We start from the raw sequence: 25,083 nt of genomic DNA on the forward strand, positions 1-25,083 counted from the left end.
ACCAGTTCACAGGATCGGGGCGGAGGGTTCGAGACCGGGGATCTCGCCGTTTCGGAAGGCGTCGACGAACAGCTCCCTGTCCTGCCGCGCCTGCCGCGCGTATTGCGCGCCGAACGTCACCATGTCGCGGACGAAACCGTCCACGTCCGAGCCGATCGCCGACAGGATCGCCTCCTCGCTCTGGAAGGGGACCAGGGACTGCTCGGAGTCGGCGTCGGAGACGCAGTGCATCCCCGCCGTCGCCTGGCCGAGGTAGTCGATCACCGGCTGCATCTCCTTCGGCTCCGTGAGATCGGACCAGTCGAGGTCCTGCACGTACGGGGACAGCTCGGAGACGACGTAGCCCTCGCCGCCGAGCTCGGTGTGGCCGAGCCACGGGTCGGCGTGCGCCTGCAACGCCCGCTGCGACACGGCCGTGCGGTGCCCGTGATGGACGAAGTAGCTCCGGATGGCCTCGTCGTCGACGACCCGGCTCGGCGCCGCCACGTTGCCCTGCTTCATCGACAGGATCACGTCGTTCTCCAACGCCTCGGTGCGCCCCTCCACCAGGACGTTGTAGGCGGGCAGCCCTGCGGAACCGATCCCGAATCCCTTGCGGCCGACGATGTCCTTGACGTCGTAGGTGAGGCTCTCGAAGCGTTTGGTTTCCGGGATCGTCTCGAGGTAACGGTGGTAGGCCTGTTCGACCAGCGCGTACTCATCGGCGGCCAGGCGCCGCACGCCTCGGCCGGGCCGGAACCGCCGTTCGTGCTCCTCGACGACGGTGGCCTCCTCCAGCAGGCCGATCCGGGTCTGCAGCTTGGCGTCGAGCAGCACGTCGCGGACGACACCCTCGGTGTTGCTCAGGTGGAGTTTGAACTCCTCCTCGTCACGCGTGCCGTCGGCGAATGCGCGCACCATGCGGATGTAGGACCGCACGAAACCGGCCATGAGCGTCTCGATGTCCGCGTCGGAGATCGCCTTGCGCCGCGCCAGCAGCGCCACCGATGCGCAGAACCGCTTGATGTCCCACGTGAACGAGCCCAGGTAGGCCTCGTCGAAGTCGTTGACGTCGAAGACGAGCTGGCCCGCCGAGTCCATGTAGGTGCCGAAGTTCTCGGCGTGCAGATCCCCCTGGATCCACACGCGGCCGGTGCGCGCATCGCTCCACGGGTCGTCGGCGCCTGCCATGTCCCGGTAGAACAGGCAGGCCGCTCCGCGGTAGAAGGCGAACGGGTTGTCGGCCATCTTGCGGAACTTCTTGCGGAACGCGTCCGGATCCGCCTTGATCATGTCCCCGAAGGCGTCGACGAACACGTCGATGATCTCGTTCTTCCGGTCTTCTTCGTCCAGCCGGCTCCTGCCGTTGTGCATGCCCACGATTCTCGACCTGCGTCCTGTTCGTAGCGGCGTGTGCGGCTTCGCCTCCGCGGCCCGTACCGGACTCAGTCAAACATTCGAGTCGGTGACGTCAAGGGCGTTGCAGGCCGGTGCCGTCGATCGGCCCGCCGGGGACGTCTCGGCGTGTGGTCACGTCCGCTTACGGTCCGTGCGCGGTCGCGGGCCGCGCCGGACGTCGGCGGTGGGTGGTCCGGGCCTCGTCGTGGTCGTCGCGTCGCCGAACCGCTCGCGCGCCGACTGCGCCGAGCGCGCGACCGCGGCCTGGTCGTCGCCGAGTCCCATCAGCAGGTTCGTCGCATGTGGGGCGAGGACCGCGGTGACGCCGCCTCCTTCCGTGCCGAAGAAGCCGGACATCTCCAACAGCACGAAACCGTGGATCATGCTCCAGAACTGGGCCGCGATCGCGACGGAGTCGTCACCGTCGATCCGCCCGGCGTCGAGTGCGCGCTGCACGGCCTTGCGGAGCTCGCCGAATGTCTCCGAGGCTTCCGGGATCCCGCTGGGCGTTCCCTCCTCGGTCAGATCGTGCGGCGCCGCGATTCCGCTGCCGGGTGCGGTCACCCCGAACATCAGGCGGTACCGCTGCGGGCTGGCGGAGGCGAAGTCGCGGTAGGCCAGGCCGAGGGTGAGCAGGTCGGAGACCGCGTCGTCGGTGCGCTCGACCGCGGCGAGGGCCTGTGCGAACTGTACGAAGGCCTGTCGTACGAGCGCCTCGTACAGCCCTGCCATTCCGCCGAAGTGCGTATAGACGGTCATCGTCGACGCGCCGATCTCGGCGGCGAGTTTGCGCGCGTTCAGTGACTCCGGCCCCTCCGATTCGAGTAGCCGGAGCCCGGCTTCGACGAGGCGCTCCTTCGTGCTCATGGTGGCCAACCCTGCCGTAACTATGTTATGGATAGCAACATAACAATGTTTTTCCTGCCTCGGGCGACACCCCGGAACAGGGCTTCGATCGGTCAAGGAGGCCAGTGATGCAGACACACGGGGCACACGCCGTCGTCATGGGCGCCGGAATGGGCGGGCTGCTCGCCGCACGCGTGCTCGCCGGGCACTACGAGTCGGTGACCGTGCTCGATCGCGACGCACTCCCATCCGCCCCGCGCCCGCGACGGGGAGTCCCGCAGGGGCCGCACGGGCACACGTTGCTGCCCCGGGGCGGCGCGGCCCTCGAGGCGTTCTTCCCCGGGCTGCTCGCCGACCTCGAAGGCCGCGGCGTGCCGGTGATCCGCGACGACGCCGACGAGATCCACTTCGAACCCCTGGGGCATCACCTCGTGGGGACGGCGCCCGGGCCGGAAGCCGCGATCCACGTGCCCAGTCGTCCGATGCTGGAACACCGGGTTCGTGAGCACCTGGCGGCGTTGCCCACCGTGCGGATCCTCGAACAGTGCACTGTGGACGGACTCAGGGCTGAAATCGGACGCGTGGCGGGGGTGCGCGCCACGGCGCCCGACGGACCGTTCGAGCTCGACGCCGACCTCGTCGTCGACGCGCTGGGTCGCGGGTCCCGCACCCCCGTGTGGCTGGACGAGCTCGGCTTCCCGCGCCCGGCAGAGGACTCCGTCAAGGTCAGAGGCGCCTACTCCAGCGTGCAGCTGCGCATCGACTCCGGCGCGCTGACCGAGAAAATGGTGCTGATCAGCGCCACGGCCGACCGCCCGACCGGCACCGCGATGTTCCGCCACGAGGGCGAGATGTGGGACGTCTCGGTGTTCGGCGTCGGCGGCCACGCGCCTCCGTCGGCCACGACGGACATGGTCGACTTCGCCGCCGAGTTCGCACCCGTGCACGTGGTCGACGCGCTGCGCTCCGCCGAACCGTTGACCGAACCGAACTCGCGCACGTTCCCGACCAGCCGTTGGCGCCGCTACGACCGGATGCGCACGTTCCCCGACGGGCTGCTCGTGCTCGGCGACGGTGTGTGCAGCCTCAACCCGACGTACGGCCAGGGCATGACGGTCGCAGCGATGCAGGCCGAGGCGCTGGCCGCGACGCTGCTGGACGGGCCGCACGACCTGCCGCGCCGGTACTTCCGCGCCGCCGCGAAACCGATCGGCGACACGTGGCACCTGGCCGCCGTCGCCGACCGGGCCATCCTCGGCGGGGCCACCGGCCCCCTGCCGTGGCCGATTCGCGCGCTTGCGCCGTTCGGGGACACGTTCTTCGCGGCGATCGCAGCCGACCCCGTGCTGCTGGACCGGTTCCTCCAGGTGTTCACACTGTTCGCGCCGCCGACCCGGCTGCTGACGCCGAGTACCGGGCTGCGCGTGGCCCGCGCGTCGCTGCGTCGCCGTCGGCACGGCCGGACGGTCGCGCCGTCGTCGGCGGAGGCGAACGAGGCTCCCGTGCCCCGTCGTCCGACCGCGGCCCCCGCAGCGACCGAGGCGGGAGCCGGCCCGCCGGCGTGAGTTGCGGTCCGGCCGGGTGGGCGCAGTCGCGCGTCAGCGCGGCGTTGGGGGGTTGGCGGTTGGGCGACGGGTGGGCGCAGTCGCGCGTCAGCGCGGCGTTGGGGGTGGTGGTCGGGTAACGGGGCGGGCGCAGGACACGCGGTGCCGAGTGCAGGACACGCGGTGCTGGGTGCAGGACACGCGAGAGGGTGGCGGGATTCGGGGCGTGCCGGGTCGGGATGCGCCTACCCTGTCGCCATGCTGGATCTGCTGCTGCGCGACGTGCGCGCCCTCACGCTGAACCCCGCCCACCCGAGTGCTCACACGATCGGAGTGCTGGGAGGGCGCATCGTCGGGGTGGACGACGAGGTCGCGGAGCTGCCCGCCCGCCACGTCGTCGACGGCGACGGTGCGATCGTCACCCCGGGCTTCTCCGACGCCCACAACCACATGGTCTGGTACGGCCTCTCGCTCGCGGAGACGGATCTGTCGACCGTGGCGACGCCGGAGCAGCTCTACGACATCGTCGCGGCGGAGGCGGCGAAGTTGCCGGCCGACGGCTGGGTCATCGGTTCGGGATACGACGATTTCGCGCTGGGCGGGCATCCGGACCGCGCGGCGCTCGACCGTGCTGGCGGTGGCAGGCCGGTGTGGCTCAAGCACCGCTCGGCGCACATGGCCACGGTGAGCACGAAGATCCTTGAGCTCACCGGCGTGCTGGACGGTTCGGCCGTGGTCCCCGCGGGCGGCGCGGTCGAACGGGGCGCCGACGGGGAGCCCACCGGGTTGCTCGCGGAGCAGGCCCAGCAGCTGGTCGACCGGCTGGTGAAGCCGTACCCGGTCGGCGAGTTGGCCGACGCGATCACGCGGGCCTCCGCCGTGTACGCGGCCGAGGGCCTCACCCACGTCACCGAGGCGGGTATCGGCGGCGGCTGGATCGGCCACAGCCCCGCCGAGGCGGCCGCCTATCAGATCGCGCGCGCCCGCGGGGACCTCAACCAGCGCGTCGAACTGATGCCCGCGCGCGAGGTGCTGCACGAGGTCGACGAGGCTTTCGGCCTCGATCTGGGCCTGCGCACCGGATTCGGCGACGAGTTCCTCCGCATCGGCCCCATGAAGATCTTCACCGACGGTGCACTGTCGAGCCGGACCGCCGCCGTGACGGCGCCGTTCTGCGGGCACGGCGGCGCCGACGACCACGGCTTGCTGGGCGACGACCCCGAGGTGCTGCGCAAGGCCATCCTCGCCGCGCACCACGGCGGTTGGCGGGTCGCCGCCCACGCGATCGGCGACCGCGCCATCGACCTCACCCTCGACATCTTCGAGCAGGCGCAGCGGGAACTGCCGCGTCCCGGTGTGCGGCACCGGATCGAGCATGCCGCCATGACGCGGCCCGAGCACCTCGCACGGATGGCCGCCCTCGACGTCGTTCCGGTGCCGCAGGCGCGGTTCCTCTACGAGATCGGCGACACGATCGCCGACGCCGTCGGCCAGGAGCGCATGCCGTGGGTGTACCGCAGCAGGTCGTTCGTGGACGCGGGGCTCCCTGTCGTGGGCAGCTCGGACCGGCCGTGCGTGTCGGCGGGAGCGCCGTTGCTGGGCATGCAGTCGCTCGTCGAACGCAAGACCAAGAGCGGCGCCGTCGCCTCGCCCGACGAACGCGTCGACGCCGAACAGGCGCTGCGGGCCTTCACCACCGGTGCCGCCTACGCCGCTGGGCAGGAGCACGTGCGCGGGCGCATCGACCGCGGCACGTATGCCGACCTCGTGCTGCTCGACGACGACCCCACGGCCGTGCCGGACTCGAAGATCGGTGAGATCGGCGTGCAGGCCACGCTCGTCGCCGGCGAGGCCGTGCACGGGGCCGACCGGTTCTCGTTCCCCGGCTGATCGGCCGCCAAACCTCGGCACACGGAGTGAGACGAAGCCGACACGGTACGTGGGTGCCGCCCGCTGTGCCCGGCGCGTGGTGCGAACCTGGCGCCTGCGAGAGCGAACCTGGGAGGTGCACGCGATGAGGGATACCGTGCGGGAGCTGCTCGACGCGGTCGACGAGGACTCGGCCGCGATCGAACGGGCCGCGTCGATGCTGCTCGACTGCGTGGACGACGGTGGCGTCATCCACACGGCGGGTGCCGGCCACTCGGTGGCGATGGTGTGTGAGACGTTCTACCGCGCCGGCGGGCTCGCCGCGGTGCGGCCGCTGTGGGACCCGGAGGTCGTACCGCTCGGCGGCGCACTGCGCAGCACGGCCGCGGAACGGGAGATCGGCCGTGGCAGGGCGCTGATCAAGGAGGCGCAGCCGACGCCGCCGGACGTGGTCGTCGTGTTCTCCACGAGCGGGCGGAACCCGTATCCGGTGGAGATCGCGCAGGAGTCGGTGGCGCGCGACGTTCCGGTGATCGCCGTCACGTCGATCGCCGCGTCGGCCGGGTCGACGGACCGGTCCGGGACGCGGGTCGCGGACCATGCCGACCTCGTGCTCGACACGGGCGTGCCGGCGGGTGACGCCGTCCATCCGGCGGGTTCGCCGCGTACGTCGGCGGTGTCGACCGTCCTCGGCGCGTACACCTGGTCGGCCGTGCTGGCGGAGCTGCACCGGCAGGCGGAGCAGCGCGGCAGTGTTCTTCCACTGTGGACGAGCGCCAACGTCGCCGGTGGCGACGAGCGCAACGCGGAACTGTTCGCCCGTTACTCGGAGCGGATTCCCGAGCTGACGGCCGACCTGGGCTGATCGCGGCCGACCCGGGCCCACCGCCACGGCCGGGCGGTGGGCCCGGGTCGCGGTGCGCCGCCCGGTTGCGGTCCGCCCGCGATGCTGCAGGCAGGACGCCGGTGAGACCTGCGCCGTCAGGGACGCAGTGTCGCCACCGCGTCGAACCCGGCGAGCTCGACGATCCGCCGCACGGGCGTCCTGGGCGGTGCGACGATGTCCAGTTCGGTCTGCATGCGCTGCAGCCGGTCGGCGAGTGTGAACAGGATACGCAGGCCAGAACTGTCCAGATAGGACACTCCAGTCAGGTCGAGCGACACTCGTATGAGATTGTTCGCGATCGCGCCGTACAGCTCGCTTCGTACCTGTTCGGCGTTGGAGAGGTCGATCTCGCCCGTGACGGTGATCTCGACCGACTGCGATTCGGTGTCGCGGCGGAGCTCGACATGAGCCACCGTCATGACCGGCTCCCCAGACTTCTGCGCAGATGTACCGTCGTGCCTTCGTCATCGTGGTCGATGCGCAGCTCATCGCTCAGTTGCTGCATCAGCTGCGTCCCCCTGCCTCTGTTCGTTCCTCGTGCGGCCCGCCAGTTGCCCTGGTCCCGCACCGTTCCTTCGATGTGCCCGTCGGAAGCCGTCAGCTGCACCTGGAACCGGCCGCCGCCGGGCCCGTAGGCGTGTTCGATGACGTTCGCGCCCGCCTCGCCGATGATGACCAGCAGGTCGTCGAGGTCTTCTTCGGTGGCGCCGACGGTGAGCAGCCACCGGCGCAACGCAGCGCGGACCTCCGCGAGCGACTCGGGGACGGCCTCCAGTGTCAGTGTCAGTTCGGGCTGAATCGCGTCGGGAGGGCGGCGGATCGCCAGCAACGCGATGTCGTCGTCGGTCGGGTCGGTACCGACGAGGCGCAACATCACGTCGGAACACAGCGACTCGGCGGGGCCGGACCGGACGACGCCGCGCAACAACGCCAGTCCTTCGTCGAGCGGCCGGTGCCTGCGTTCGATGAGGCCGTCGGTGTAGAACAGCACCGTCGTGCCCGCGGCGACATCGATGGCGGTCGTCCGGCGCGGCCGGGGCACGGTACCCGCGCCGACGGGCGGGTCGATGGGAACATCCGGCAGTTCGGCCGGTTCGGAGTCGGGCGCGATCACCGGAGTCAGGTGGCCTGCGAGCGAGAGATGGATGCGGTCGAGCGAGGGCTCCCACATCGCGTAGGCCACGGTCGCCATCATGTTCGGTTCGAAGTGCCAGATGTGCCGGTCGAGTTTGGTCAGGACCTCGGCCGGGTCGGCCGAATCGAGCGCGTACGAACGGATGGCGGTGCGCAGCCGCGCCATGACGGTGGCGGCATCGAGGCCGCGGCCGACCACGTCGCCCATGGTGGCGCACAGCCAGCCGGACGGCAGTTTGAACACGTCGTACCAGTCGCCGCTGACACCGCCAGCCTCACCCGGCGCGTATCGCGCCGCCATGTCGAGACCGGAGACCTCGGGAAGTGCGCCCGGAAGTAGGGTGCGCTGCAGTGACAGCGCGGCGTCCTGCCCGGAGCCGGTCAGCCGGTTGCGGGTCGCCATCGCGACGCGATCGCCTGCCACTCTGAGGAACTCGACGTCGGTGTCGTCGAACGCGCGCGTCGATAGTGCACCGACGTGCAGTACGCCGAGCAGTTCGCCGTCCGCTATAAGAGGAACGCCCGCCAATGACCGAATTCCGCGGTGCCACAGGATCGGACTGACGACCGTGGTCTCGTCGACGTGGTCGAGCACGAGCGGTTCGCGGGTGGCCGCGATCCTGCCCGCGAACCCCTCGCCGACGCGGACGCGCGCGCCCTGGCGGACGGCCTCCTTCATGCCCGCCGAGGCTCTGGCGACGAGATGGTGTGCGCTCGAATCGAGGAGCAGCACGGTGGCGGTGTCGGCGGCGAGTAGTTCCCTGATCCGTTCGAGGATTTCCTCGAGCAGCCGTTCGACCTCCAGGTGGGCGAGCGCGGCATCGGTGACCACCTCGATCCGGTGGAGGCGATCAGTGGCGCTGCCCGCACGGGACTTCGGCATGTGTTTCAGGCTAACCCTCCGGCGGGGCCACAGCATTCGTTCGCCGCGAATCCACCTCGGTGCCTGCGTTTTCGGCTTCACACGTTTTCACGCAGCGTCGACCTCGCACTACCCATGGTTGCCCGTGTCTGCTCGCAGTAGGGGTCGCTCCCCGCCGAGGAGGGGTTCGAACAGGTCACCGTGTGACGCTACGCGGTCCTTGGCGTCCGCAGCGGTGAATGTCAAGTCAACCTGGTTGCTGCAATGTGCAACTTCATTCCATGCAAGCGGAATTGAGACGGTCGGGTGAGGGCGCGCGCGCAGCGAGTACGGTGCGACCGTCGTCTTCTGCGGATTGTTCTGACTCCAGTCGATGAGCACCTTGCCTTCACGGAGCTTCTTGGTCATGCGGGACACGACGAGGTCCGGGTGGTCGTTCTCGAGGCGTTGCGCGAGCCGTCTGGCGTACTCCCGCGGGTGGCCCGAATCGTTGGTGCGGATGGGCGAGTAGAGCTGCATCCCCTTGGATCCGCTGGTTTTGGGGTACGCCTCGAAACCGTCGTCGGCCAGCGCCTCCCGTAGGAGCTCCGCGACCCGGCAGCACTCGACGATCGTGGCCGGCTGCCCGGGATCGAGGTCGAACACCAGGAGGTCGGGTTCGCGCACGCCGCCCCGCGGTCCGACCGTCCACTGTGGCACGTGTAGTTCGAGGCTCGCGAGGTTCGCCGTCCACACCAGCGTCGGCAAATCCTGTACCAGTGCGAAATCCGCGTACTCCGCACCACGGGAGCTGCCCGGCGTGTCGATGCGCACCGTTCGGACCCAGTCCGGTGCGTGCCGGGCGACGTTCTTCTCGAAGAACGACGTGGCCTCGACGCCGTCCGGGAAGCGCTTCAGTGTCAGCGGCCGGTCGCGCACGTGCGGCAGCAGCACGGGTGCCATCGCGGCGTAGAAGTCGATGACCTCGCCCTTGGTGAACCCCGCTTCCGGATACAACACCTTGTCCAGATTGGATAATCGAAGCGAGTGGCCTTCGATGTCGACGACCGGGTTGTTCGGGTCCGTGCTCACTGCGACAACTCCTCCGGGGTGCGATCGGGGCGGAGCCCGCGCCAGGACGGCGCGCGCAGCCTGCCGTCGTCGGTCCACGCCTTGAACTCGACCTCGCCGACGAGCACCGGGCGCACCCAGTGTGCGCCGCGGGCGCGCTCGCGCGGAACCTCGTCGGCGGCGAACGGGCGGTCGGCCGTTTCGAGCTCCCGAAGCCGGGCGGACAGCTCCTCGAGCACGTCGTCGGTGAATCCCGTTCCCACCTGTCCGATGTAGCGCAGCGGGTGGGCGGGATCGTCCGGGCCGGAATCGGCGTCGCCGGGGTCTTCGCGCGGCAGGCCCAGCAGCAGCGAGCCGAACGTGTCGGCTCTCCGGCCCTCGCCGGTGCGCCAGCCACCGATGACGACCTCGAGCGTGGTGTTGTCGGTGACCTTCACCCAGTCCTCGCTGCGCCGGCCCGGCCGGTACGGCGAACACGACCGTTTGGCGACCACGCCTTCGAGCCCCTGCCGCGCCGCGGTGTCGGCGACGGCCGCACCATCGTCGAAACACGGGGACACCGTCCAGTGCGATCCGGCGAGACCGAGCGATTCGAGCAGCTCGCGACGTTCGGCGTACGGCGAGGCGAGCAACCCGCGGCCGTTGTGGTGCAGCACGTCGAACACGACATAGGTCACCGGCGTCCGCACCGCCAGCTGCGCCGCACGTTCCCGTCCGGCGTGCATGCGCTTCTGCAGCGCCGCGAAGCTGGGCACACCACCGGACAGCGCCACGATCTCGCCGTCGAGCCACACCGGCGTGGTCAACTGCGAGGCCAGTCCGGCCAGCTCCGGATAGGTGTCGGTGATGTCGCCGCCCCGTCGGGAGAACACGGCGAACTCGTCACCGTCGGCGCGGACGAGTGCGCGCACGCCGTCCCACTTGAATTCGTACGACCAGCCCTCGCCCTCGGGCAGCGTGCCCGGCGTGGCCAGCATCGGCAGCAGGACAGGGGGAAGCGGTTCGTGCCCCACGGGATCGTCGTCGTCCGCCGTCATGAGATGAGGTCTACCCGATCCGGCCGACGTCCACCCGCCGAGCCGGCGGCGCGCCCTCGCTGCGCCGCGACCCGGCGAGCCCGGTCAGTATCACCGAGTGGTTCACGCCTGCCTACCTCGTGGGCCGATTCCCGACTTTCGTAGGGGCTCGCTCACCTGCCGGCAGGCGTGCGAAAGACTGCGTGATGATCTTGCTCCCGACTCACCGGAGGACCGCTCCCCGATGATGGGCCGCACGCACGCGCTCACCGGCTGGTGCGCCGGGCTCGCCGTCGCACCGCTGGCCGGCGTCACCTCGCTCGCCCAGACACTGGTGTTCGCCGCCACGACCGCGGGCTACGCCCTGCTCCCGGACCTCGACCATCCGGGCGCCCGCGCGTCGAAACTGCTCGGCCCACTGACCCGGCTCGTCTCGCGGATGTTGCGCGCGGCGTCGTCGGCGGTGTACTCGGTGACCAAGGGCCCGCGCGACGAGGACCACAGCGGTATGCACCGGCATCTTTCCCACACCGTGTTGTTCGCGGCGGTGCTCGGATTCGCGGTGGCTATGGGAACGGAGGCGGGCGGCGCATGGGTCGTGGCCGGCGTGGTCGTGTTCGGCCTGCTGCTCGCCGAGGACGCGCTCGGTGACTGGCTGCTGCCCGTGGCGGGCGGGGCGGCGATCTGGTGGGCGTGGGAGGCGAACCCGCACGCACTCGCCGAACTCGAGGCCATGGGCGGACTCCTCGGGCTGGCCGTCGCGGTCGGCTGTGTCACGCACTGTCTCGGCGACGCGCTCACCGAATCCGGCTGCCCGTTCCTGTTTCCCCTGCCCATCGCGGGTGAGACCTGGTACGAGCTGCGGCCGCCCTCGCTATTGCGGTTCCGCACCGGCAAGGGTGTCGAGAACAAGCTGATCTTCCCGCTGTTCTCGGTACTCGCGGTGCTGTTGCTGCCCGGCGTGCTGCCGTGGCTGATCGACCTCGTGTCCCCGTTGCTGTCCGGCACCCCCGCGGCAACCGGCTGACGGTCCCGCCCGGACGGCAGCCCGTGCCCGCCGTGTTGCGTTCTCCGGGGCCCGTGTCGCGGATTCCGGGGGCCGTGTTGCGGATCCCAGGCGTGTCGTGCGAGGCCGGCACCGGCGTCGCCGGGCCGGCGGGTCACGCGCGGTCGGCGTGCCCTTCGGCTTCGAGGTCCTCGTGATCGTGTTCGGCCTGCCGGAAGGCGGCGGGCGTCATGGTGCGCCACACGATCACGGCACCGACGGCGTGGATGATCGCGGCGATCCACCACACCCCGCGAAGATTCCAGTGCGCCGCAACGAATCCGCCCGTCAGCGCGCCCAGCGGGGTGAGGCCCCAGGCGAGCGCCTTGTGACTCGTCAGGACCCGCCCGAGCAGGCGGTTGGGCGTGAAGCGTTGCCGCGTCGACTGCGAGCAGACGTTCCACACCAGCACCGACGACGACTGCGCCACGAGCACCGCGCCGACGAACAGCGGCCACGGCGGTGCGACGGCGATCAGCACCGGCGTCACCGCGGCTCCGGTCTGCGCGCCGCGCATCGCCCACGCGTAGCCGAACCGGTCGACGAGCCGGCGCACGAACAGGGACGTGACGACCCAGCCGACCGCGAAACACGCCAGCAGCGCGCCGTAGCCGACCTGGCCGATGCCCAGCTCCTCCGTGGCGTACAGGACGAGCATGGTGGTCGCAGCGCTGGAGGCGAACGAGCCGAGGGCGACCGTGATCGTGACCGACCGCAGCAGCGGGGCGGCGACCAGGTACCGCAGCCCTTCGACGATGTCGCGCAACGGATTGCCCCGTGTGTTCGGCTCCTGACCGCCATCGGCCGTGGCTCCCCGCCCGATCGGAGCGGGTTCGGCCGACGCGCGGAGTCGGGCGCTCAACAGCAACGCCAGCAGCGCCATGACGCACGCCGCCCAGGCCGGGGCACCGAGCCCGATCGCCAGGATCGCGCCTGCCGACGGCGGCACGATGAACTGCACCAGACCACGGTCGATCACCTGGATGCGGGCGTTCGCCGCGGGCAGGTCGTCCCGCGCCATGATCGTCGGCAGCAGTGCCCCGCTCGCGCCGTCGCTCAGGACCTGCGCCGAGGTGACCGCGAACGCCACGCACATCAGCAGTGGCAGCGTGAGCGCGTCCGCCGTGGCGGCGACCGCCAGCACGGCGGCGGCCCCGACCTGGATCGCGTAGGCGCACATCAGCACGCTCGTCCTGCGCACCCGGTCGACCAGCAGGCCCGCGAACAGGGCGAGCAGCAGCCACGGCGACTGTCCGACGACGTTCACCAGCGACACCGCCCGCGGGTCGGTCGTGATGGTCACGACCAACAGCGGCATCGCCGCCAGCATCAGCCCTTCGCCGGCCGATCCGGCGACGACGATGCCCTGCAACTTCGCCCACGAGCCCGTCCCCAGCCACTTGCGTAGACCGCGGGGAGTGTCGACGGGACCGGAGGGCGGAGGCGTCGGGGCGGCGGTGTTCACCACGACAGTCTTGCGCGGAAGATCTGTTCCGGGTGCGGGTGGCTGAGGAAATCGTGGTGTGAGATCTGCCCAATGAGACGGGAATGTGTCGACAAGACGACTCAGCTCGGTGGCGAACGCGGCCAGTCGAACCGCGTTGGTGCAGTACCCGTGCATGTACCGCCGTCGCAGGGCTTGTCAAAGCCCGGGCCGCGAGCATCGCGTTCTCGTCCGAGTCGGCTGCCGGCCTCAGTCCGCCACCTTCCACAGTGGATTCGGGATTCGAACGTAGTGGGGCCGCTCGCCGCGCTGGGTGAACCGGCTCAGCAGGTTGGCCTTGGCGGGGAGCTCGGGTGACTCCAAAAGGCGGTCGGCGACCGGAAACCGCCGTAGTTCCGCCGCGGCGACGTTCCACAGCGATGCTTCCCCGTCAGCGGTGTGCCTGCCGATTCCGTGGATGACATGGGCCAGTTGGTTGGTCACGGCGTGGTAGCACAGCCGCCGCCACGCCTCCTCGTCGTCGTAGACCGCCGGGCTGTCCGCCGGCAGCTCGCCTGCCTGGTCGCGGCTCACGGCAACGCCTTCCATGTCGCGTACCAGGAACCGGTCCGGCGCGCCGTCGGTGTCCAACCGCAGCAGCGAGTTCTGGACGTGCGCCTCGAAGGCGATGCCGTGGTCGGCGAACGCCGTCAGTAGCGGAACCTGCGCGAGCCGGACGTAGCGGCGCAGCCATTCCGCGACGTCGCCGGACCGTTCGGCGTGTCCCGCGAGCACCGCCGGGTCGTCGAGCAGTCCTGCCAGTACCCGGGCTCGCCGGTCCGGCACGGTCCGGCGGACGGCGTTGACCTCGGCGGCGAGGTCGTGTCCTACGACCGCTGGGTCGAGCGTGCGCAGTCCCGTCTCGACGGCGATCCCGAAGCCCTCGTAGTCGGGCAGGCGTTCGACCGCGCGGGCGGCGTCGGCGGAGCGGCGCAGCTGCTCGGCCGGGGTGTTACGGACGAAGTTCGTGATGCGCACGTGCAGCGGCAGTTTCCAGGCCACACCCGCGGCCGGATCGCACACGGTGCGCACGGACGACGTCGGGTACACCTCGCCACCGCACGCGCCGAGGTCGATCAGCGCGCCGTCGTCGACGAGCCGGCGCACCGCGGGGTTGCGCCGCAGGTGCCGCGCCTGCCACGGATGTACGGGGATCGGCACGTATCCGTCCGGCACGGCCGCTGCGACGTCGTCGGGCACGGCGACCTCACCCTCGGTCAGCGTGAGACTTCGTGCCACGGCGAAGTAGGGAAGTCCGAACGAGACGCCGAGCTCGGGCGCGTAGGCGTCGAGGTCGGCGTTGCTGAATCCCTCGGCGCTTTTCGGTGTCGGATGAAACGGATGTCCGAACAGGACACTCTGCTCGGAATCGCGTGCCGGATCGGCCCGGCTTCCTTCGCGCCCCCGCCGCGGTTGCGCCAGGTACCGCGCGGTGCGGTCGATACTGCCGTCGATCTGGGCGCGGAGCACGCGGGAACCCGCGAATCCGGTGCGGCGGGCGAGTTCGACGAGCACGGTGTCGATGACGTGCGGCGATGTGTGGGCGTAGTCGTGGTGCCCGGTGGGGGAGGCGTGGGTGACCGTCAGCCGGAGCACGTCGCCGCTGGCCGGTAGCGGCACGGTCAGCGGTCCTTCGGCGACCTCGTGGAATCCGTTCTCCCGCAGGTACGCGTTGAGCAGCCGCCGGATCGTGGCCTGCTGCGCACGCGGGTAGGGGCGCGAGGTGGTCATGGCACGGCGTCGGCTGTGGTTCCGGTCAGGGCAGTGCCGGGAGGGGCGGTTCCGGGAGGGGGAGCAGCGATGGTCACGGATTACCTCGATGGGTCGGAGCCGAGGTAAGGCTAGTGGGTTGCCTTGATCGCCGAACCGCCGTGGGGTGACTGTCCGATCACGATTCGTGACCACAACGAATCCGCCGCCCAGTGGATTCCCGGCCGAGCCAGGAGTTGACCTTCGAGTTGCCTGAACGCCCAGTATCGTCGCCATGACCGACACAGAGCTGATCTCGATCGGAACGTTCGCCCGCCGCAGCGGCCTCACCGCGAGCGCGCTGCGGTTCTACGACGACTCCGGGGTGCTGCGTCCCGCCGACGTCGACGCGGCCTCCGGCTACCGCTACTACCACCACGACCAGCTCGAACGGGCCGTCGCGGTGCGCAGGCTGCGGGAGCTCGACATGCCGCTCGTGACCGTCGACCAGGTGCTGACCGCCGACCCGACCCGCGCGGCCCGACTGATCGACGAGCACGTGGCGACGCTGTCGGCTCGCGCGGACGCGGCCCGGCGACTGGCCGTCGAGGTGAAGACCGCGCTGGTGGGGGAGGACGCGGTGCCGCTCGCGACGGTGAAGGGGCCGGTGCTGGCCGCGGCCGTCGACCAGGTGCTCGTCGCGACCGGCGAGGCGGAGGACTACCCGGCGATCTCGGGCGTGCGGCTCGAGGTGAGCGGCGATTCGCTCACGCTGACGGCCACGGACCGGTACCGGCTGGCTGTGCGCACGCTCGTACCGGAGGCGTCGTCCGGTACGGAATGGTCGGCGACGGTGAGCGGCCACGATCTGCGTGCGGTGCTCGGTGAGATCCGCCGCCGGCACGTCGTGCGGCTGGAAGCGGTGCCGGACGGCGTGCGGTTCCACGCCGTCGCGAGCACCGGGTGGCGTGACGCGGGAGGTGGCCACGGCGGTCCGGGGCAGGTCTCCGGCGACGTGCACTGCCGACTGCTCGACGGCGCGTTCCCGGACCATCATGCACTCGTGGCGGAACTGGCCGAGCCGGTGACGCGGGTCGTGGTCGCCAAGGATGCGTTGCTGCGCGCGATCGAAAGCCGTGCCGAACCGACGATCCGCCTGCAGGTTCGTGCCGGCGAGTGCGTCCTCGCCGGGTCCGGTGAGGCATCCGTGCACGTCGTGGAGGCAGCGGTCGAGGGCGCCGACGCGGAGATGTGGTTCGGCGTCGTGGTGCTGCATCCCGCTGTGGCGACGGCCGTGGGCCCCGACGTCATGCTCGACATCCGCGGCCCTTCGGAGCCCGTCACGGTGCGTTCGGCCGACAACGGAGACCTCGCCACCCACGCGATGCCACACGAGCCGCCGGTCGAGGCCTGACCTGGCCTGCCGGGGCGTGTCCCCGCTTCCGCTGCCGGGTCGTACCTCTGCTGCCGGGGTCCCTGTCCGACGGCGGGAGGTCCGGCCCCGGCGCAGTGGCACTCCGGGGCCGTGGTCACTCCGGGATCGTCACTCCGGGGTGGTGGTCACTCCGCTTTCGTGCCGTTGACGCTGCGGAGGGTGCGCATGGCCTCGGCGAGGGCCTCCGACGAGTGGTGGCCCAGCGGTGTGAGTACGCGTTCGCGCAGGATGTCGGCACACGCCTTGCGTGCGTTGGATGCCACGTCGAGGCCGTGATCGGTCAGCCGGGCGTAGGTGACGCGCCGGTCCTCCGCGCTGGGTACCCGTTCGATGAGGCCGGCGGCGACGAGGCGATCGGCGACCTTGGTGAACCCGCCGCTCGACAGTGCGGCCTCTTTGGCCAGCCGGGTCATCGGCAGTCGGTTATCGGGTGAGCGGACGAGCCGCACCAGGATGTCGAACGAGGCGGGCGGAAGGTCGAAGCGTTCCGCGATCTCGCCCATCAAGCGTTCCTGGGTGGCGAGGTAGCCCTCGATCACGAGGCCCCACCACGTCACGATCTCGTCGTCATCCGGCTCTGTCGTCACGGTGATCCACCCTACATGTCGCTTCCCGGCGAAAATTCTCGCCGCGATAACTCTCGCTTGACTGACTCTAGCAATGACGATTCTCGCGACAAAGAGTCTCGCGATACGAACTCTCGCGGGAAGATGTCTTGCACGCGAGATGTTTTGACGTTAGCGTCGACGGCATCGAGTTCGGAGGAGATCGCTATGGGCTTTGAGACCAGCGGCCTGCACCACGTCACCGCCATCGGTGGCGACCCGCAGCGCAACGTCGACTTCTACCTGCGCACGCTGGGGCTGCGCCTGGTGAAGACGACCGTCAACTTCGATGATCCGGAGACCTACCACCTGTACTACGGCGACGAGGCCGGCCGGCCCGGCACGCTGCTGACGTTCTTCCCATGGCGCGGCGTGCCGAACGGGCGCATCGGCACCGGCCAGGCCACGACGACGGCCTTCTCCGTTCCGGAGCACTCGCTCGGCTGGTGGAAACAGCACCTCGAGGCGTCCGGTGTCGGGTCGGGCACGATCGTGACGCGAGGCGACGAGGACGCACTCACCTTCCGTGACCCGGACGGGTTGCAACTCGCGCTCGTCGCCCACCCGCAGCCGGACCCGCGTGCCCCGTGGGACACGCCGTTCGTGCCCGCCGAGCATGCGATCCGCGGGCTGCACTCGGTAACCATGTCCGTGACCGCCGAGGACGCGACCGCAGCGATGCTCACGGATGCGCTCGGCCTGTCGCTCACGGGCGAGAGCGCCGGCCGGTTCCGCTTCCAGGCGGGCGACGGAGGTGCCGGCGCGTACGTTGACGTCGAGGTCACGCCGGACGCGCCGAAGGGTGTGGTCGCGGGCGGCACAGTGCATCACGTCGCGTGGCGCGCTGCCGACGACGCCGCGCAGTTGGCACTGCGCGAGGAGCTCGTGGGTTCGGGCGTCGGTGTGACGTCGGTCCTCGACCGGCAGTACTTCCGCTCCATCTACTTCCGCGAGCCGGGTGGTGTGCTGCTCGAGGTGGCGACCGACCAGCCCGGTTTCGACATCGACGAGCCGCTCCTCGAACTGGGACGGGCGCTGAAGCTGCCGCCGTGGCTCGAGCCGACACGGGACCAGATCGCCGCTGCGTTGCCACAGCTGGAACTGCCGGCCGAGAACAACCCGGTGCGGGCATGACGGGCCCGGCGCTCGACCACCGGTACGTCGAGGGCGCACAGGCCGAGCCGGTGCTGCTTCTCCTGCACGGTACCGGCGGCACCCCGGACGACATCCTCGCACTCGGCAAGGAACTCAGCCCTTCGTCGACGATGATCGCGCCGGCGGGCCCGGTCTCGGAGAACGGGGCGGCGCGGTGGTTCCGCAGGCTCGCCGAGGGTGTGTTCGACGTCGAGGACGTCATTGTTCGTGCGGGCGAGCTGGCCGAGTTCGTCGAGGTCGCCCGCGACCGTTACGACCTCGCCGGACGCCGGCTGGTGGCCGCGGGCTTCTCCAACGGCGCGAACATCGCCGCGGCGGTGGCGCTGCTGCGGCCGGACGTGCTCGATGAGGTGGTGCTGTTCTCCGCCATGTCACCGCTGCCCGAGCCGCCCGCGGCCGATCTCCACGGCGGACGCGTGTTCCTCGCGAACGGCAGGCAGGACCCGATGGCGCCGCTCGACTCGAGCGAGCGGCTGGTGCGCACCTTCCGCGACCGTGGTGCCGAGGTGACCGAGTACTGGCATCCCGGAGGTCATCAGATCACCGCGGACGGTCTCGAATCCGCCAGGCAGTGGCTCGCCACCTGAACCGCACGAGCTGCGGGTAGACCCGCCGAGCGGTGTACGGCGGCGTGATGGCATGCCGGCGTTGTCGACGCGGTCGAGGTGACGGCGTTGTCGACGCGGCCGATGTGACGGCGTTGTCGATGACGTTGCGGCGTTGTCGATGTGGCGACCTTGCCGACGTGGCGGCCGGTACGTACCGGCCGCCACCGACGACCGTTGACGCGCCGACCACTGACGCGTCACTCCGCGACACGCCAACCGTCGCGACGCGATTATGTCGTGGAGTGGGATTGCGCCTGTGTGCGTCGGCGGTTGCCCGATCACGCCTTCGACGCCTGGGTGACGCGGGCTGCCGGGTGTGGCTGCGTCCGTTCGCCGGTGCTGCCACTGGTCCGGACAGTCCATTTCGTCACCCTCTGTGAAATTCGCAAGTTGCAGACTGATCCTGTCGGCGGCACCAGATTATTCCGATTCGTTCTACAGTGCGTGTCTTCCGGAACCGACATCGGTGGGAGGTGCACGCGATGAAGGTCGGCGACATGGTGGACTGTCCGCGTTGCCACGGCTCTGGGCTGACCCCGAACCGCAAGGGGCCGTGCCCGAACTGCGGCGGTCTCGGGCAGGTGCCGCAACGGTAGGCGCCGACGAGACGTCCCTGGTGGCACCGGCCGAGTCGAGAAATCTCGGGTGGCGCCGGGCATGAGGCGACCGTCGTGGAGAAACCGGTCGTGACCAGACGGCGTACGGATTCGTGTCGCCGTTGTCACCCCGTGTCGTGGCGGCAACGGGCGGTGATCATCGGCTCCGTTGTTCCCGCCCAGTAGCATCGGGTGTGTGGAAGCGGACGAGTTGATGCAGCGCGCGGGCAAGTTGGCCGGATGGGCGGCGCGGACGAGTTACTCGCTGGGCAAACGCTTGCCCGGGGCGGACGGTGCGGAACGTTCGCTGCGCAATCTCGAACAGAAAGCGCTGACCGAACTCCACAAGCGGATGGAGGGCGCCAGCAACCGCAGGCTGCTCGAACTGACCGAGCTGCCTGCGACTCCCCCGGGTGAGGACGCCGCGGCCGGTCACAGCGAGAACGGATCCGGCTCGAAGAGCTCGTCGACGGCCGTCGCTATGCCGTTGCCGACCGATCCACTCCGGGCGGGGATGGCGGCACTGCTGAACCGGTCGACGCATCTGAGCCGCGAAGCCGCGCGCGATTACCTGTACGCGTCGATCCTCCGGCAGCTCACGCCGGACGAGGCCCGTCTCCTGTCGGTGCTGTCCGACGGTGCCGACTATCCGGTGGTCCAGATCGCCGAGCGCAAAACGGGCAGGGTCGTGCTGCGCAACGCGTCGACGATCGGCAAGACGGCCGGGGTGTCGGCGACGGCGCACGTGCCGGTGTACGTCTCACGACTGGTCGCGTTCGGACTTGCCGAGATCGACGACGAGCAGAACGACCTGGCGACCCAGTACGAGATCCTGATGACCGACGAGACAGTGCGAAAGGCCGAGGACCTGGTCAAGCGCCCGAAGATCACCCGCGGTGCGCTACGGATCACGCCGCTCGGGGTCAACTTCTGGCTCGCCTGCGCACCCTGACGACCTTCACCTCCGCGCAATGATCACCTTCGTTTGCGCGCCATGACCACCCTCGCCTGCTCGCCACGTCGACCGCTGCCCGTTCGCCACACCGGGTCGGGTGTGCTGCTCTGGCGGTGAGTCGCCTGGTCGTGTGATCATGCGCGCCTGCGACGGCAACGGGGTCGGTGCAGCTGCCACAGCTGTGGTTTTGAGGCGCGGCGGTGATCGATGGGCGAGTACCTGCACGGGATAGTCGACGACTTCGTGCGGTATTGGCCTGTCTACACGTCGATTCCGCTGGTCGCGGCGCTGATCGGCTGGGTGACCAAGCTGGTCGCGATCCGCATGATGTTCGAACCGATCGACTTCGTCGGGATCCGGCGCCGGGGCAGGCCGTTCCTCGGGTGGCAGGGCATCGTCCCCCGGCGGGCCGCGCGGATGGCCGGCATCGCGGTCGACACCATGACCGAACAGCTGATCTCGCCACGCGACATCGTCCAGCGCTTGGACCCGGAGCGCATCGGCAAGGAGATCGAGGCGCCGCTCCGGGAAGCGATCGAGGAGATCGTCACCGACGTGGCCGAGCGGTATCAGCCCGGCCTGTGGGAGCGATTGCCCGAACGGGGCAGGCGGATGGTGATCCGCCGGGTGCAGGACCAGGCGCCGCACATGGTCGCGAAGGTCATCGATCAGATCAAGGCCGATGTGGACTCCGTGTTCGACCTGAAGGACATGGTCGTCACGCACCTGGTCCAGGACAAGGCGCTGCTGAACCGCATCTTCCAGGAGGCGGGGCACGAGGAATTCCGGTTCATCGGCCGGTCGGGACTGCTGTTCGGCGCGCTGATCGGTGTGGTGCAGATGGTCGTGTGGCTGCTGCTGCGCGTGCCACTGATCATGCCGGTCTTCGGTCTGTTCATCGGGTGGTTCACCGATTGGCTGGCGTTGAAGATGATCTTCCGGCCGCTGCGGCCGCGAAAGTACTTCGGCGTGACGTGGCAGGGCCTGTTCCTCAAACGCCGCGACGAGGTCACGGACGCCTATGCCGATCTGATCGCAACCGAGATCATCACGCCGCGCAACGTCATCGACGCCGTGTTGCGCGGGCCGATGTCCGACCGGGTGCTGACGATGATCGAACGCCAGGTGGACGCCGAACTGGAGCGGCACACCGGCGTAGCGAAACCGCTCGTGCTCTTGGCCATGGGCGGTGGTCGGTACGGCGCGCTCAAGGACAGGATCGCCGAGTCCGTGATGACCCGGCTACCCGACACGTTGCGCTATGTCGAGACCTACGCCGCAGACGCGATGGACATCCGCGGCACGCTCGTGACCAAGATGCGCGAGCTCGATGACGCCGAGTTCGAAGGACTCCTGCGCCCGGCGTTCCAACAGGACGAGTGGATCCTGATCCTCACCGGCGCACTGCTCGGCGGCCTGTGCGGTGAACTCCAGGTCCAGATCGTGCTCCTCCTGACGGGGTGATGGCAGGCCGTGCTCATCCGGAAGTGAGGGGCGGTGCGGTCGCCAGGCTGCCGACGGGTACGCCTTGGTGCGGGACCCTGCCTGGCCGGCAATCATGGTGCCGTGCCGGCACCGGTGTTGCTGGTATCGATTCGATGTCTGGGCGAGACCGCTCGTCCGCGACTCGCTGTACGAGGGTCTCGACTCGGCTCTGCCGTGCGCATGGTTCATACGTCTCCTACGGCGGTAGCCCGATCTCCGGGGTTTACTTCGTCGACTGTCGGGCCGCGATCGTCGCGCTTGCCGGAGTGCGGATCTTCAGCTCCTCGTTGGCGGGGTACCTGTTGCTCGGACATGTCCGCGGACTGCTGCGGCGAACGGCGTGACCGCACTGGTGGTTGTCCTGTCGGTTGTTGCGGTGCCGATTGTCGTCCCGGCGGGCTCCATTGCGTGGCCCGGCAGGTCTGGTCGCGTCGCTTCCGGTGGTGGCGCCGGGTGGGGGCGTGGATGGGTTCCCTGACGTCGGTGTGAGTGGCGCCGTTCGGCGTCGTGACGACGGTCGTACCGGTGTCCGGGTCGTGGTGGATCGTCCATCCGGGGTCGTCCTTGCGTGCATGGTGGCGGTCGCACTTGGAGCTGCCGTTGGCGGTCGAGGTGTGGCCACCGTCGGTCCAGGCTGTGCCGTGGTCGAACTCGCAATGCCTGGCCGGGCGATGACACCAGGGCACACAGCATTCCCGGTCCCGCGCCGCCACCAGGTCCCGCACTGCCGCCGTGGGGCGGCGCCTGGTTCGGCCGAGGTCAACGGGCCGGCCGGTGCCCGGGTCGCAGAGCACGGCTCGCCAGGTGCTGTTCGGATTGGTCATGATCTCGCGGGCGATCGCGCCGGGAACGGGTCCGTATCCGTCGAGTTCGCAGCCGTCCTCTGTCATGCCGAGCGCGGTGTCGATGGGGAGATGGATGAACACCGATGCCGCAATCGCGGGGGTACTCACTTCAGGGGAACGGCCGAGGAGCAGGTCTGTGGCCACATCCGCCCGCAGTTGGTCCATCGTGCGTCCGTCACGATCCTTGCGGCGCACCTTGTTCGCCAGCGCATCGACACGGCTCCTGATTCCCGCGGCGACTTCGGCAGGTATGCGGAGCGTGAATTGCGACATTGCATGATCGTCGTTTCGAATGTCGAACGATCGTTCGCAACGAGCTTGTCGTGCTCGTGCGACCTGGCCGCCGGGGTCGACCACTTCCATCAGCCGTCGAACTCGTCGGGTCAGGTTGTCCGGCAGTAGCGATGCTCCCGGTTGACTCGCCAATCGTTGGGCCAACAACTCGTCGAGCCGTCGGGTCTTGTTCTCGTCGAGTGGCGCGGCTACGTCCAGCAGTCTGCGTGCACCGTATGCCTCCACCTGGCCGGCCTGCATAAGCCCCAGAACTGTAGGCATGCGCCGTACGAGCACTGCACTTCGGCCGACCCTGCGGGTGGCTTCGGCGGTCGACACCCCGAGCTCCGGGGCGACCTCGTCGGCAAGTGCGCGGTGGTCGTTTCCATCCAGTTCGGACAGTCGAGCCAGTGCTATCGCCTCGGTGGCGTCGGCACGTGCGCGGTCCGCACGCGCTTCGCGAACGGCGTCGATGAGTTCCTCGCGTTCCCCCATGTCCAGTAAAGCTATCGAATCCATGTACGAATGACCACCAGCTGATCGGGTGATGCGAAAAAGTGGCAGTGATGAGATCGTGGAAGGTGATTCGAATGATCACACCCGGCGACTTCAGGTGCCGGGTTCGGCCATGGGAAAGCCTGTTCTACGAGGAGGGGGTTGTCGTCGATGGATCGAAGATCGCGAAGATCGGCAGTTGCCTTGGGGAGTGATCGCTCCGGCGCTCGCGGTGGCACCGGTTGCGGTGACTTGCGGGTATGCGCCGGCGTGCCGGTCGGAATGTGTGTAGCGCGCCCGGATTCGGGTGCGGCCCACCGAGGCGCGTCGGTCCACGAGGGGCGACCCGGGCGGCGCCCTCCTCAGTGCAGGGTCCGGGAAGAAGTCTGCGCTGGGTCCTTCGGTGCTCCGAGGGTCTACACGCTGCACAGCCAGTCGAGGACGACGGCGGCTGTCCACGACTGGTTCGGGCTGCCCAGGGGTTCTCCCGTGAACGGTTCGTAGTATTCGCCGAATGATCCGTCGGAAGCGAGGTGCACCCCTTGTGCGCGAAACTCGCTGGCGTGCCGTTGCCAGCCGCGCTGTTCGAATGCCCAGCCGAACAGCCAGATGACCACCGGCCACTGTGGACCACGCCAGTACAGTCGCGGATCGAAGTCGCCGGAATGCGGTGACACCGACGGTGGCACGGCGGCGAGCAGGCCCGGGTGGCCGGACCATCCGGGGCCATCCAGCGTGTCGAAGAGTCGTTGTTCGGTTTCGGTGGGAAGCCCTCCGCACAGCAGTGGGGAGAAGGCCGCGAGCGACTCCGTATCGAGCCACGTGCCGGTGTGGACGTCGAAATCGCGGGCCATGCCGGTCTCGGGGTGGCAGCTCCTGCGGGCCGCATCGCGGGCGCGGCCCGCCCAGCTGCGCAACTCGGCGATCTCCGACGCCGGTGCGTCGAGTTCGGCGCCGATGTCGGCCAGGGTCTCGCTGGCCAGTGCGAACACGGCCGTGACGAACACGTCACCGACGAGGAACGCCGACGTCTCGACCACCTTGTCCGGGTGGTAGCCGGCCCGTCGAAGCTGCTCGATGAGCCACAGGTAGCGGTCGTACTCGTCGTCGCTGGGCCGTTGCCGGGGGTCGTCCACCTTCAGGGTGTCGAGTCGCACGTACGGCGGCAGATCGGCATCAGGCTGCACGGCGAGGTACGGCGCGTCCCACCGCGGCGAGTTGTCCATTCCGGACTCCCAGCCGTGCACGATCGTCACCAGGCCGCAGGCCTCGGACATACGGTGCCGGGCGATCCACCCGTGCCAGCGTCGGAGAGCAGGCCACGCTTCCCGTGCGAAATCCTCGGCGATCCCGGCGTCGGCCTCGGACGTCCGACGGGCGGTGTCGATGATGCGGCGCAGCGCGATCGCGTGTACCGGTGGCTGGCAGATGCCCGAGGTTCGCGCGTTGTGTGGACGTTGCGGTGCGTCGTCGGTGCCCCAGCGGTCCGGTCCGGGGAAGTAGTCGTCGTCGCCGGTGAACACGATGTGCGGGATCATCCCGTCGTGCCACTGGGCCGAGAACAGAGTCCGCAGTTCCTGCACGGCGCGGCTCACGTCGAGATGGGCGAGGCCCATCGAGATGAACGCCGCGTCCCAACTCCACATGTGCGGATACAGCCGCGGTGACGCCGTGACGAGCGTCCCGGTGTCGTTGTCCCGTAGCACCATGGCGGCGCGCGCGGCGAGGTTCGCCGGCCGGTGAACGGTGCGGTTGCCGGCGGCGGTGGTGGTCACCGGGCCTCCCGAACAGAAATGTGTCGACAACGCGCCGTGTCACGTACTTTTGTCA

General features: G+C 69.5%; 21 protein-coding genes. 10 read left to right on the top strand and 11 right to left on the bottom strand.

Going from position 1 to position 25,083, the window contains the following annotated elements:
• Positions 1 to 6 precede the first annotated feature (6 nt).
• Both LY40_RS14005 and LY40_RS14010 read right to left on the bottom strand, forming a co-directional pair.
• Entirely contained in the window at positions 7 to 1,353 is a 1,347-nt protein-coding gene (locus tag LY40_RS14005; RefSeq protein WP_258937096.1) for a DUF2252 domain-containing protein, read from the bottom strand.
• Between the two features lie 156 nt (positions 1,354 to 1,509).
• A complete protein-coding gene (locus LY40_RS14010; RefSeq protein ID WP_258937097.1) occupies positions 1,510 to 2,244 on the bottom strand; it encodes a TetR/AcrR family transcriptional regulator in 735 nt (244 codons plus the stop codon).
• A gap of 107 nt (positions 2,245 to 2,351) precedes the next feature.
• Between LY40_RS14010 and LY40_RS14015 the strand changes: the two genes are divergently transcribed.
• The 3 genes from LY40_RS14015 to LY40_RS14025 all read left to right on the top strand — a co-directional run bounded on the left by LY40_RS14015 (position 2,352) and on the right by LY40_RS14025 (position 6,501).
• Entirely contained in the window at positions 2,352 to 3,788 is a 1,437-nt protein-coding gene (locus LY40_RS14015; protein ID WP_258937098.1) for an FAD-dependent oxidoreductase, read from the top strand.
• Positions 3,789 to 4,025: 237 nt separating this feature from the next.
• Positions 4,026 to 5,657, top strand: coding sequence for an amidohydrolase (locus tag LY40_RS14020; protein WP_258937099.1), 1,632 nt, complete (start codon positions 4,026 to 4,028; stop codon positions 5,655 to 5,657).
• A gap of 124 nt (positions 5,658 to 5,781) precedes the next feature.
• On the top strand, positions 5,782 to 6,501 hold the full coding sequence (locus LY40_RS14025; RefSeq protein WP_183782495.1) for an SIS domain-containing protein: 720 nt from the start codon (positions 5,782 to 5,784) through the stop codon (positions 6,499 to 6,501).
• A 116-nt stretch (positions 6,502 to 6,617) separates the two neighbouring features.
• Here LY40_RS14025 and LY40_RS14030 read toward each other — a convergent pair whose 3' ends face one another.
• The 4 genes from LY40_RS14030 to ligD (LY40_RS14045) all read right to left on the bottom strand — a co-directional run bounded on the left by LY40_RS14030 (position 6,618) and on the right by ligD (LY40_RS14045) (position 10,605).
• Positions 6,618 to 6,941, bottom strand: coding sequence for an STAS domain-containing protein (locus LY40_RS14030; protein WP_183782497.1), 324 nt, complete (start codon positions 6,939 to 6,941; stop codon positions 6,618 to 6,620).
• Positions 6,938 to 8,539: an ATP-binding SpoIIE family protein phosphatase gene (locus LY40_RS14035; RefSeq protein ID WP_258937100.1), complete on the bottom strand. Its 1,602-nt coding sequence runs from the start codon at positions 8,537 to 8,539 to the stop codon at positions 6,938 to 6,940. The genes LY40_RS14030 and LY40_RS14035 overlap by 4 nt, the downstream gene beginning before the upstream one ends.
• A gap of 108 nt (positions 8,540 to 8,647) precedes the next feature.
• Positions 8,648 to 9,589 carry a non-homologous end-joining DNA ligase gene (gene ligD / locus LY40_RS14040; protein ID WP_258937101.1) on the bottom strand — a complete coding sequence of 314 codons (942 nt, stop codon included), beginning with the start codon at positions 9,587 to 9,589 and terminating at the stop codon, positions 8,648 to 8,650.
• The gene (ligD, locus tag LY40_RS14045) at positions 9,586 to 10,605 is read right to left on the bottom strand and encodes a non-homologous end-joining DNA ligase (RefSeq protein ID WP_307876802.1); all 1,020 of its coding nucleotides are present in this window, start codon (positions 10,603 to 10,605) and stop codon (positions 9,586 to 9,588) included. Before ligD (LY40_RS14045) ends, ligD (LY40_RS14040) begins: the two co-directional genes overlap by 4 nt.
• A gap of 223 nt (positions 10,606 to 10,828) precedes the next feature.
• Here ligD (LY40_RS14045) and LY40_RS14050 point away from each other — a divergent pair, with 223 nt between their 5' ends.
• Positions 10,829 to 11,611 carry a metal-dependent hydrolase gene (locus tag LY40_RS14050; RefSeq protein WP_258937102.1) on the top strand — a complete coding sequence of 261 codons (783 nt, stop codon included), beginning with the start codon at positions 10,829 to 10,831 and terminating at the stop codon, positions 11,609 to 11,611.
• Between the two features lie 133 nt (positions 11,612 to 11,744).
• Here LY40_RS14050 and LY40_RS14055 read toward each other — a convergent pair whose 3' ends face one another.
• Together LY40_RS14055 and LY40_RS14060 are read right to left on the bottom strand one after the other, a co-directional pair.
• Positions 11,745 to 12,959 carry an MFS transporter gene (locus LY40_RS14055; protein WP_372497747.1) on the bottom strand — a complete coding sequence of 405 codons (1,215 nt, stop codon included), beginning with the start codon at positions 12,957 to 12,959 and terminating at the stop codon, positions 11,745 to 11,747.
• A 363-nt stretch (positions 12,960 to 13,322) separates the two neighbouring features.
• Positions 13,323 to 14,843 carry an IucA/IucC family protein gene (locus tag LY40_RS14060; protein ID WP_258937103.1) on the bottom strand — a complete coding sequence of 507 codons (1,521 nt, stop codon included), beginning with the start codon at positions 14,841 to 14,843 and terminating at the stop codon, positions 13,323 to 13,325.
• A gap of 253 nt (positions 14,844 to 15,096) precedes the next feature.
• Here LY40_RS14060 and LY40_RS14065 point away from each other — a divergent pair, with 253 nt between their 5' ends.
• Entirely contained in the window at positions 15,097 to 16,215 is a 1,119-nt protein-coding gene (locus LY40_RS14065; RefSeq protein WP_258937104.1) for a DNA polymerase III subunit beta family protein, read from the top strand.
• Positions 16,216 to 16,361: 146 nt separating this feature from the next.
• On the opposite strand, the gene LY40_RS14070 is transcribed toward LY40_RS14065, so the two are convergent.
• Positions 16,362 to 16,823, bottom strand: coding sequence for a MarR family winged helix-turn-helix transcriptional regulator (locus tag LY40_RS14070; RefSeq protein WP_258937105.1), 462 nt, complete (start codon positions 16,821 to 16,823; stop codon positions 16,362 to 16,364).
• 186 nt (positions 16,824 to 17,009) lie between these two features.
• Here LY40_RS14070 and LY40_RS14075 point away from each other — a divergent pair, with 186 nt between their 5' ends.
• From LY40_RS14075 to LY40_RS14090, 5 genes are all read left to right on the top strand, one after another.
• On the top strand, positions 17,010 to 17,975 hold the full coding sequence (locus LY40_RS14075) for a ring-cleaving dioxygenase (protein WP_183782521.1): 966 nt from the start codon (positions 17,010 to 17,012) through the stop codon (positions 17,973 to 17,975).
• A complete protein-coding gene (locus LY40_RS14080; protein WP_258937106.1) occupies positions 17,972 to 18,583 on the top strand; it encodes an alpha/beta hydrolase in 612 nt (203 codons plus the stop codon). Before LY40_RS14075 ends, LY40_RS14080 begins: the two co-directional genes overlap by 4 nt.
• A 461-nt stretch (positions 18,584 to 19,044) precedes the next feature.
• Positions 19,045 to 19,200, top strand: coding sequence for a hypothetical protein (locus tag LY40_RS26660; protein ID WP_504968459.1), 156 nt, complete (start codon positions 19,045 to 19,047; stop codon positions 19,198 to 19,200).
• Between the two features lie 196 nt (positions 19,201 to 19,396).
• Positions 19,397 to 20,152 (top strand): Abi-alpha family protein, encoded by a 756-nt coding sequence (locus LY40_RS14085; RefSeq protein ID WP_258937107.1) that lies wholly within the window; start codon positions 19,397 to 19,399, stop codon positions 20,150 to 20,152.
• A 210-nt stretch (positions 20,153 to 20,362) separates the two neighbouring features.
• On the top strand, positions 20,363 to 21,619 hold the full coding sequence (locus LY40_RS14090; protein ID WP_183782527.1) for a DUF445 domain-containing protein: 1,257 nt from the start codon (positions 20,363 to 20,365) through the stop codon (positions 21,617 to 21,619).
• A 206-nt stretch (positions 21,620 to 21,825) separates the two neighbouring features.
• On the opposite strand, the gene LY40_RS14095 is transcribed toward LY40_RS14090, so the two are convergent.
• Positions 21,826 to 23,253 carry a DUF222 domain-containing protein gene (locus tag LY40_RS14095; protein WP_258937108.1) on the bottom strand — a complete coding sequence of 476 codons (1,428 nt, stop codon included), beginning with the start codon at positions 23,251 to 23,253 and terminating at the stop codon, positions 21,826 to 21,828.
• 416 nt (positions 23,254 to 23,669) lie between these two features.
• A complete protein-coding gene (gene ggh / locus LY40_RS14100; RefSeq protein ID WP_308216691.1) occupies positions 23,670 to 25,028 on the bottom strand; it encodes a glucosylglycerate hydrolase in 1,359 nt (452 codons plus the stop codon).
• Positions 25,029 to 25,083 lie beyond the last annotated feature (55 nt).

The sequence above is a fragment of the Prauserella salsuginis genome (genome assembly GCF_024648885.1).
Taxonomy (GTDB): domain Bacteria; phylum Actinomycetota; class Actinomycetes; order Mycobacteriales; family Pseudonocardiaceae; genus Prauserella; species Prauserella salsuginis.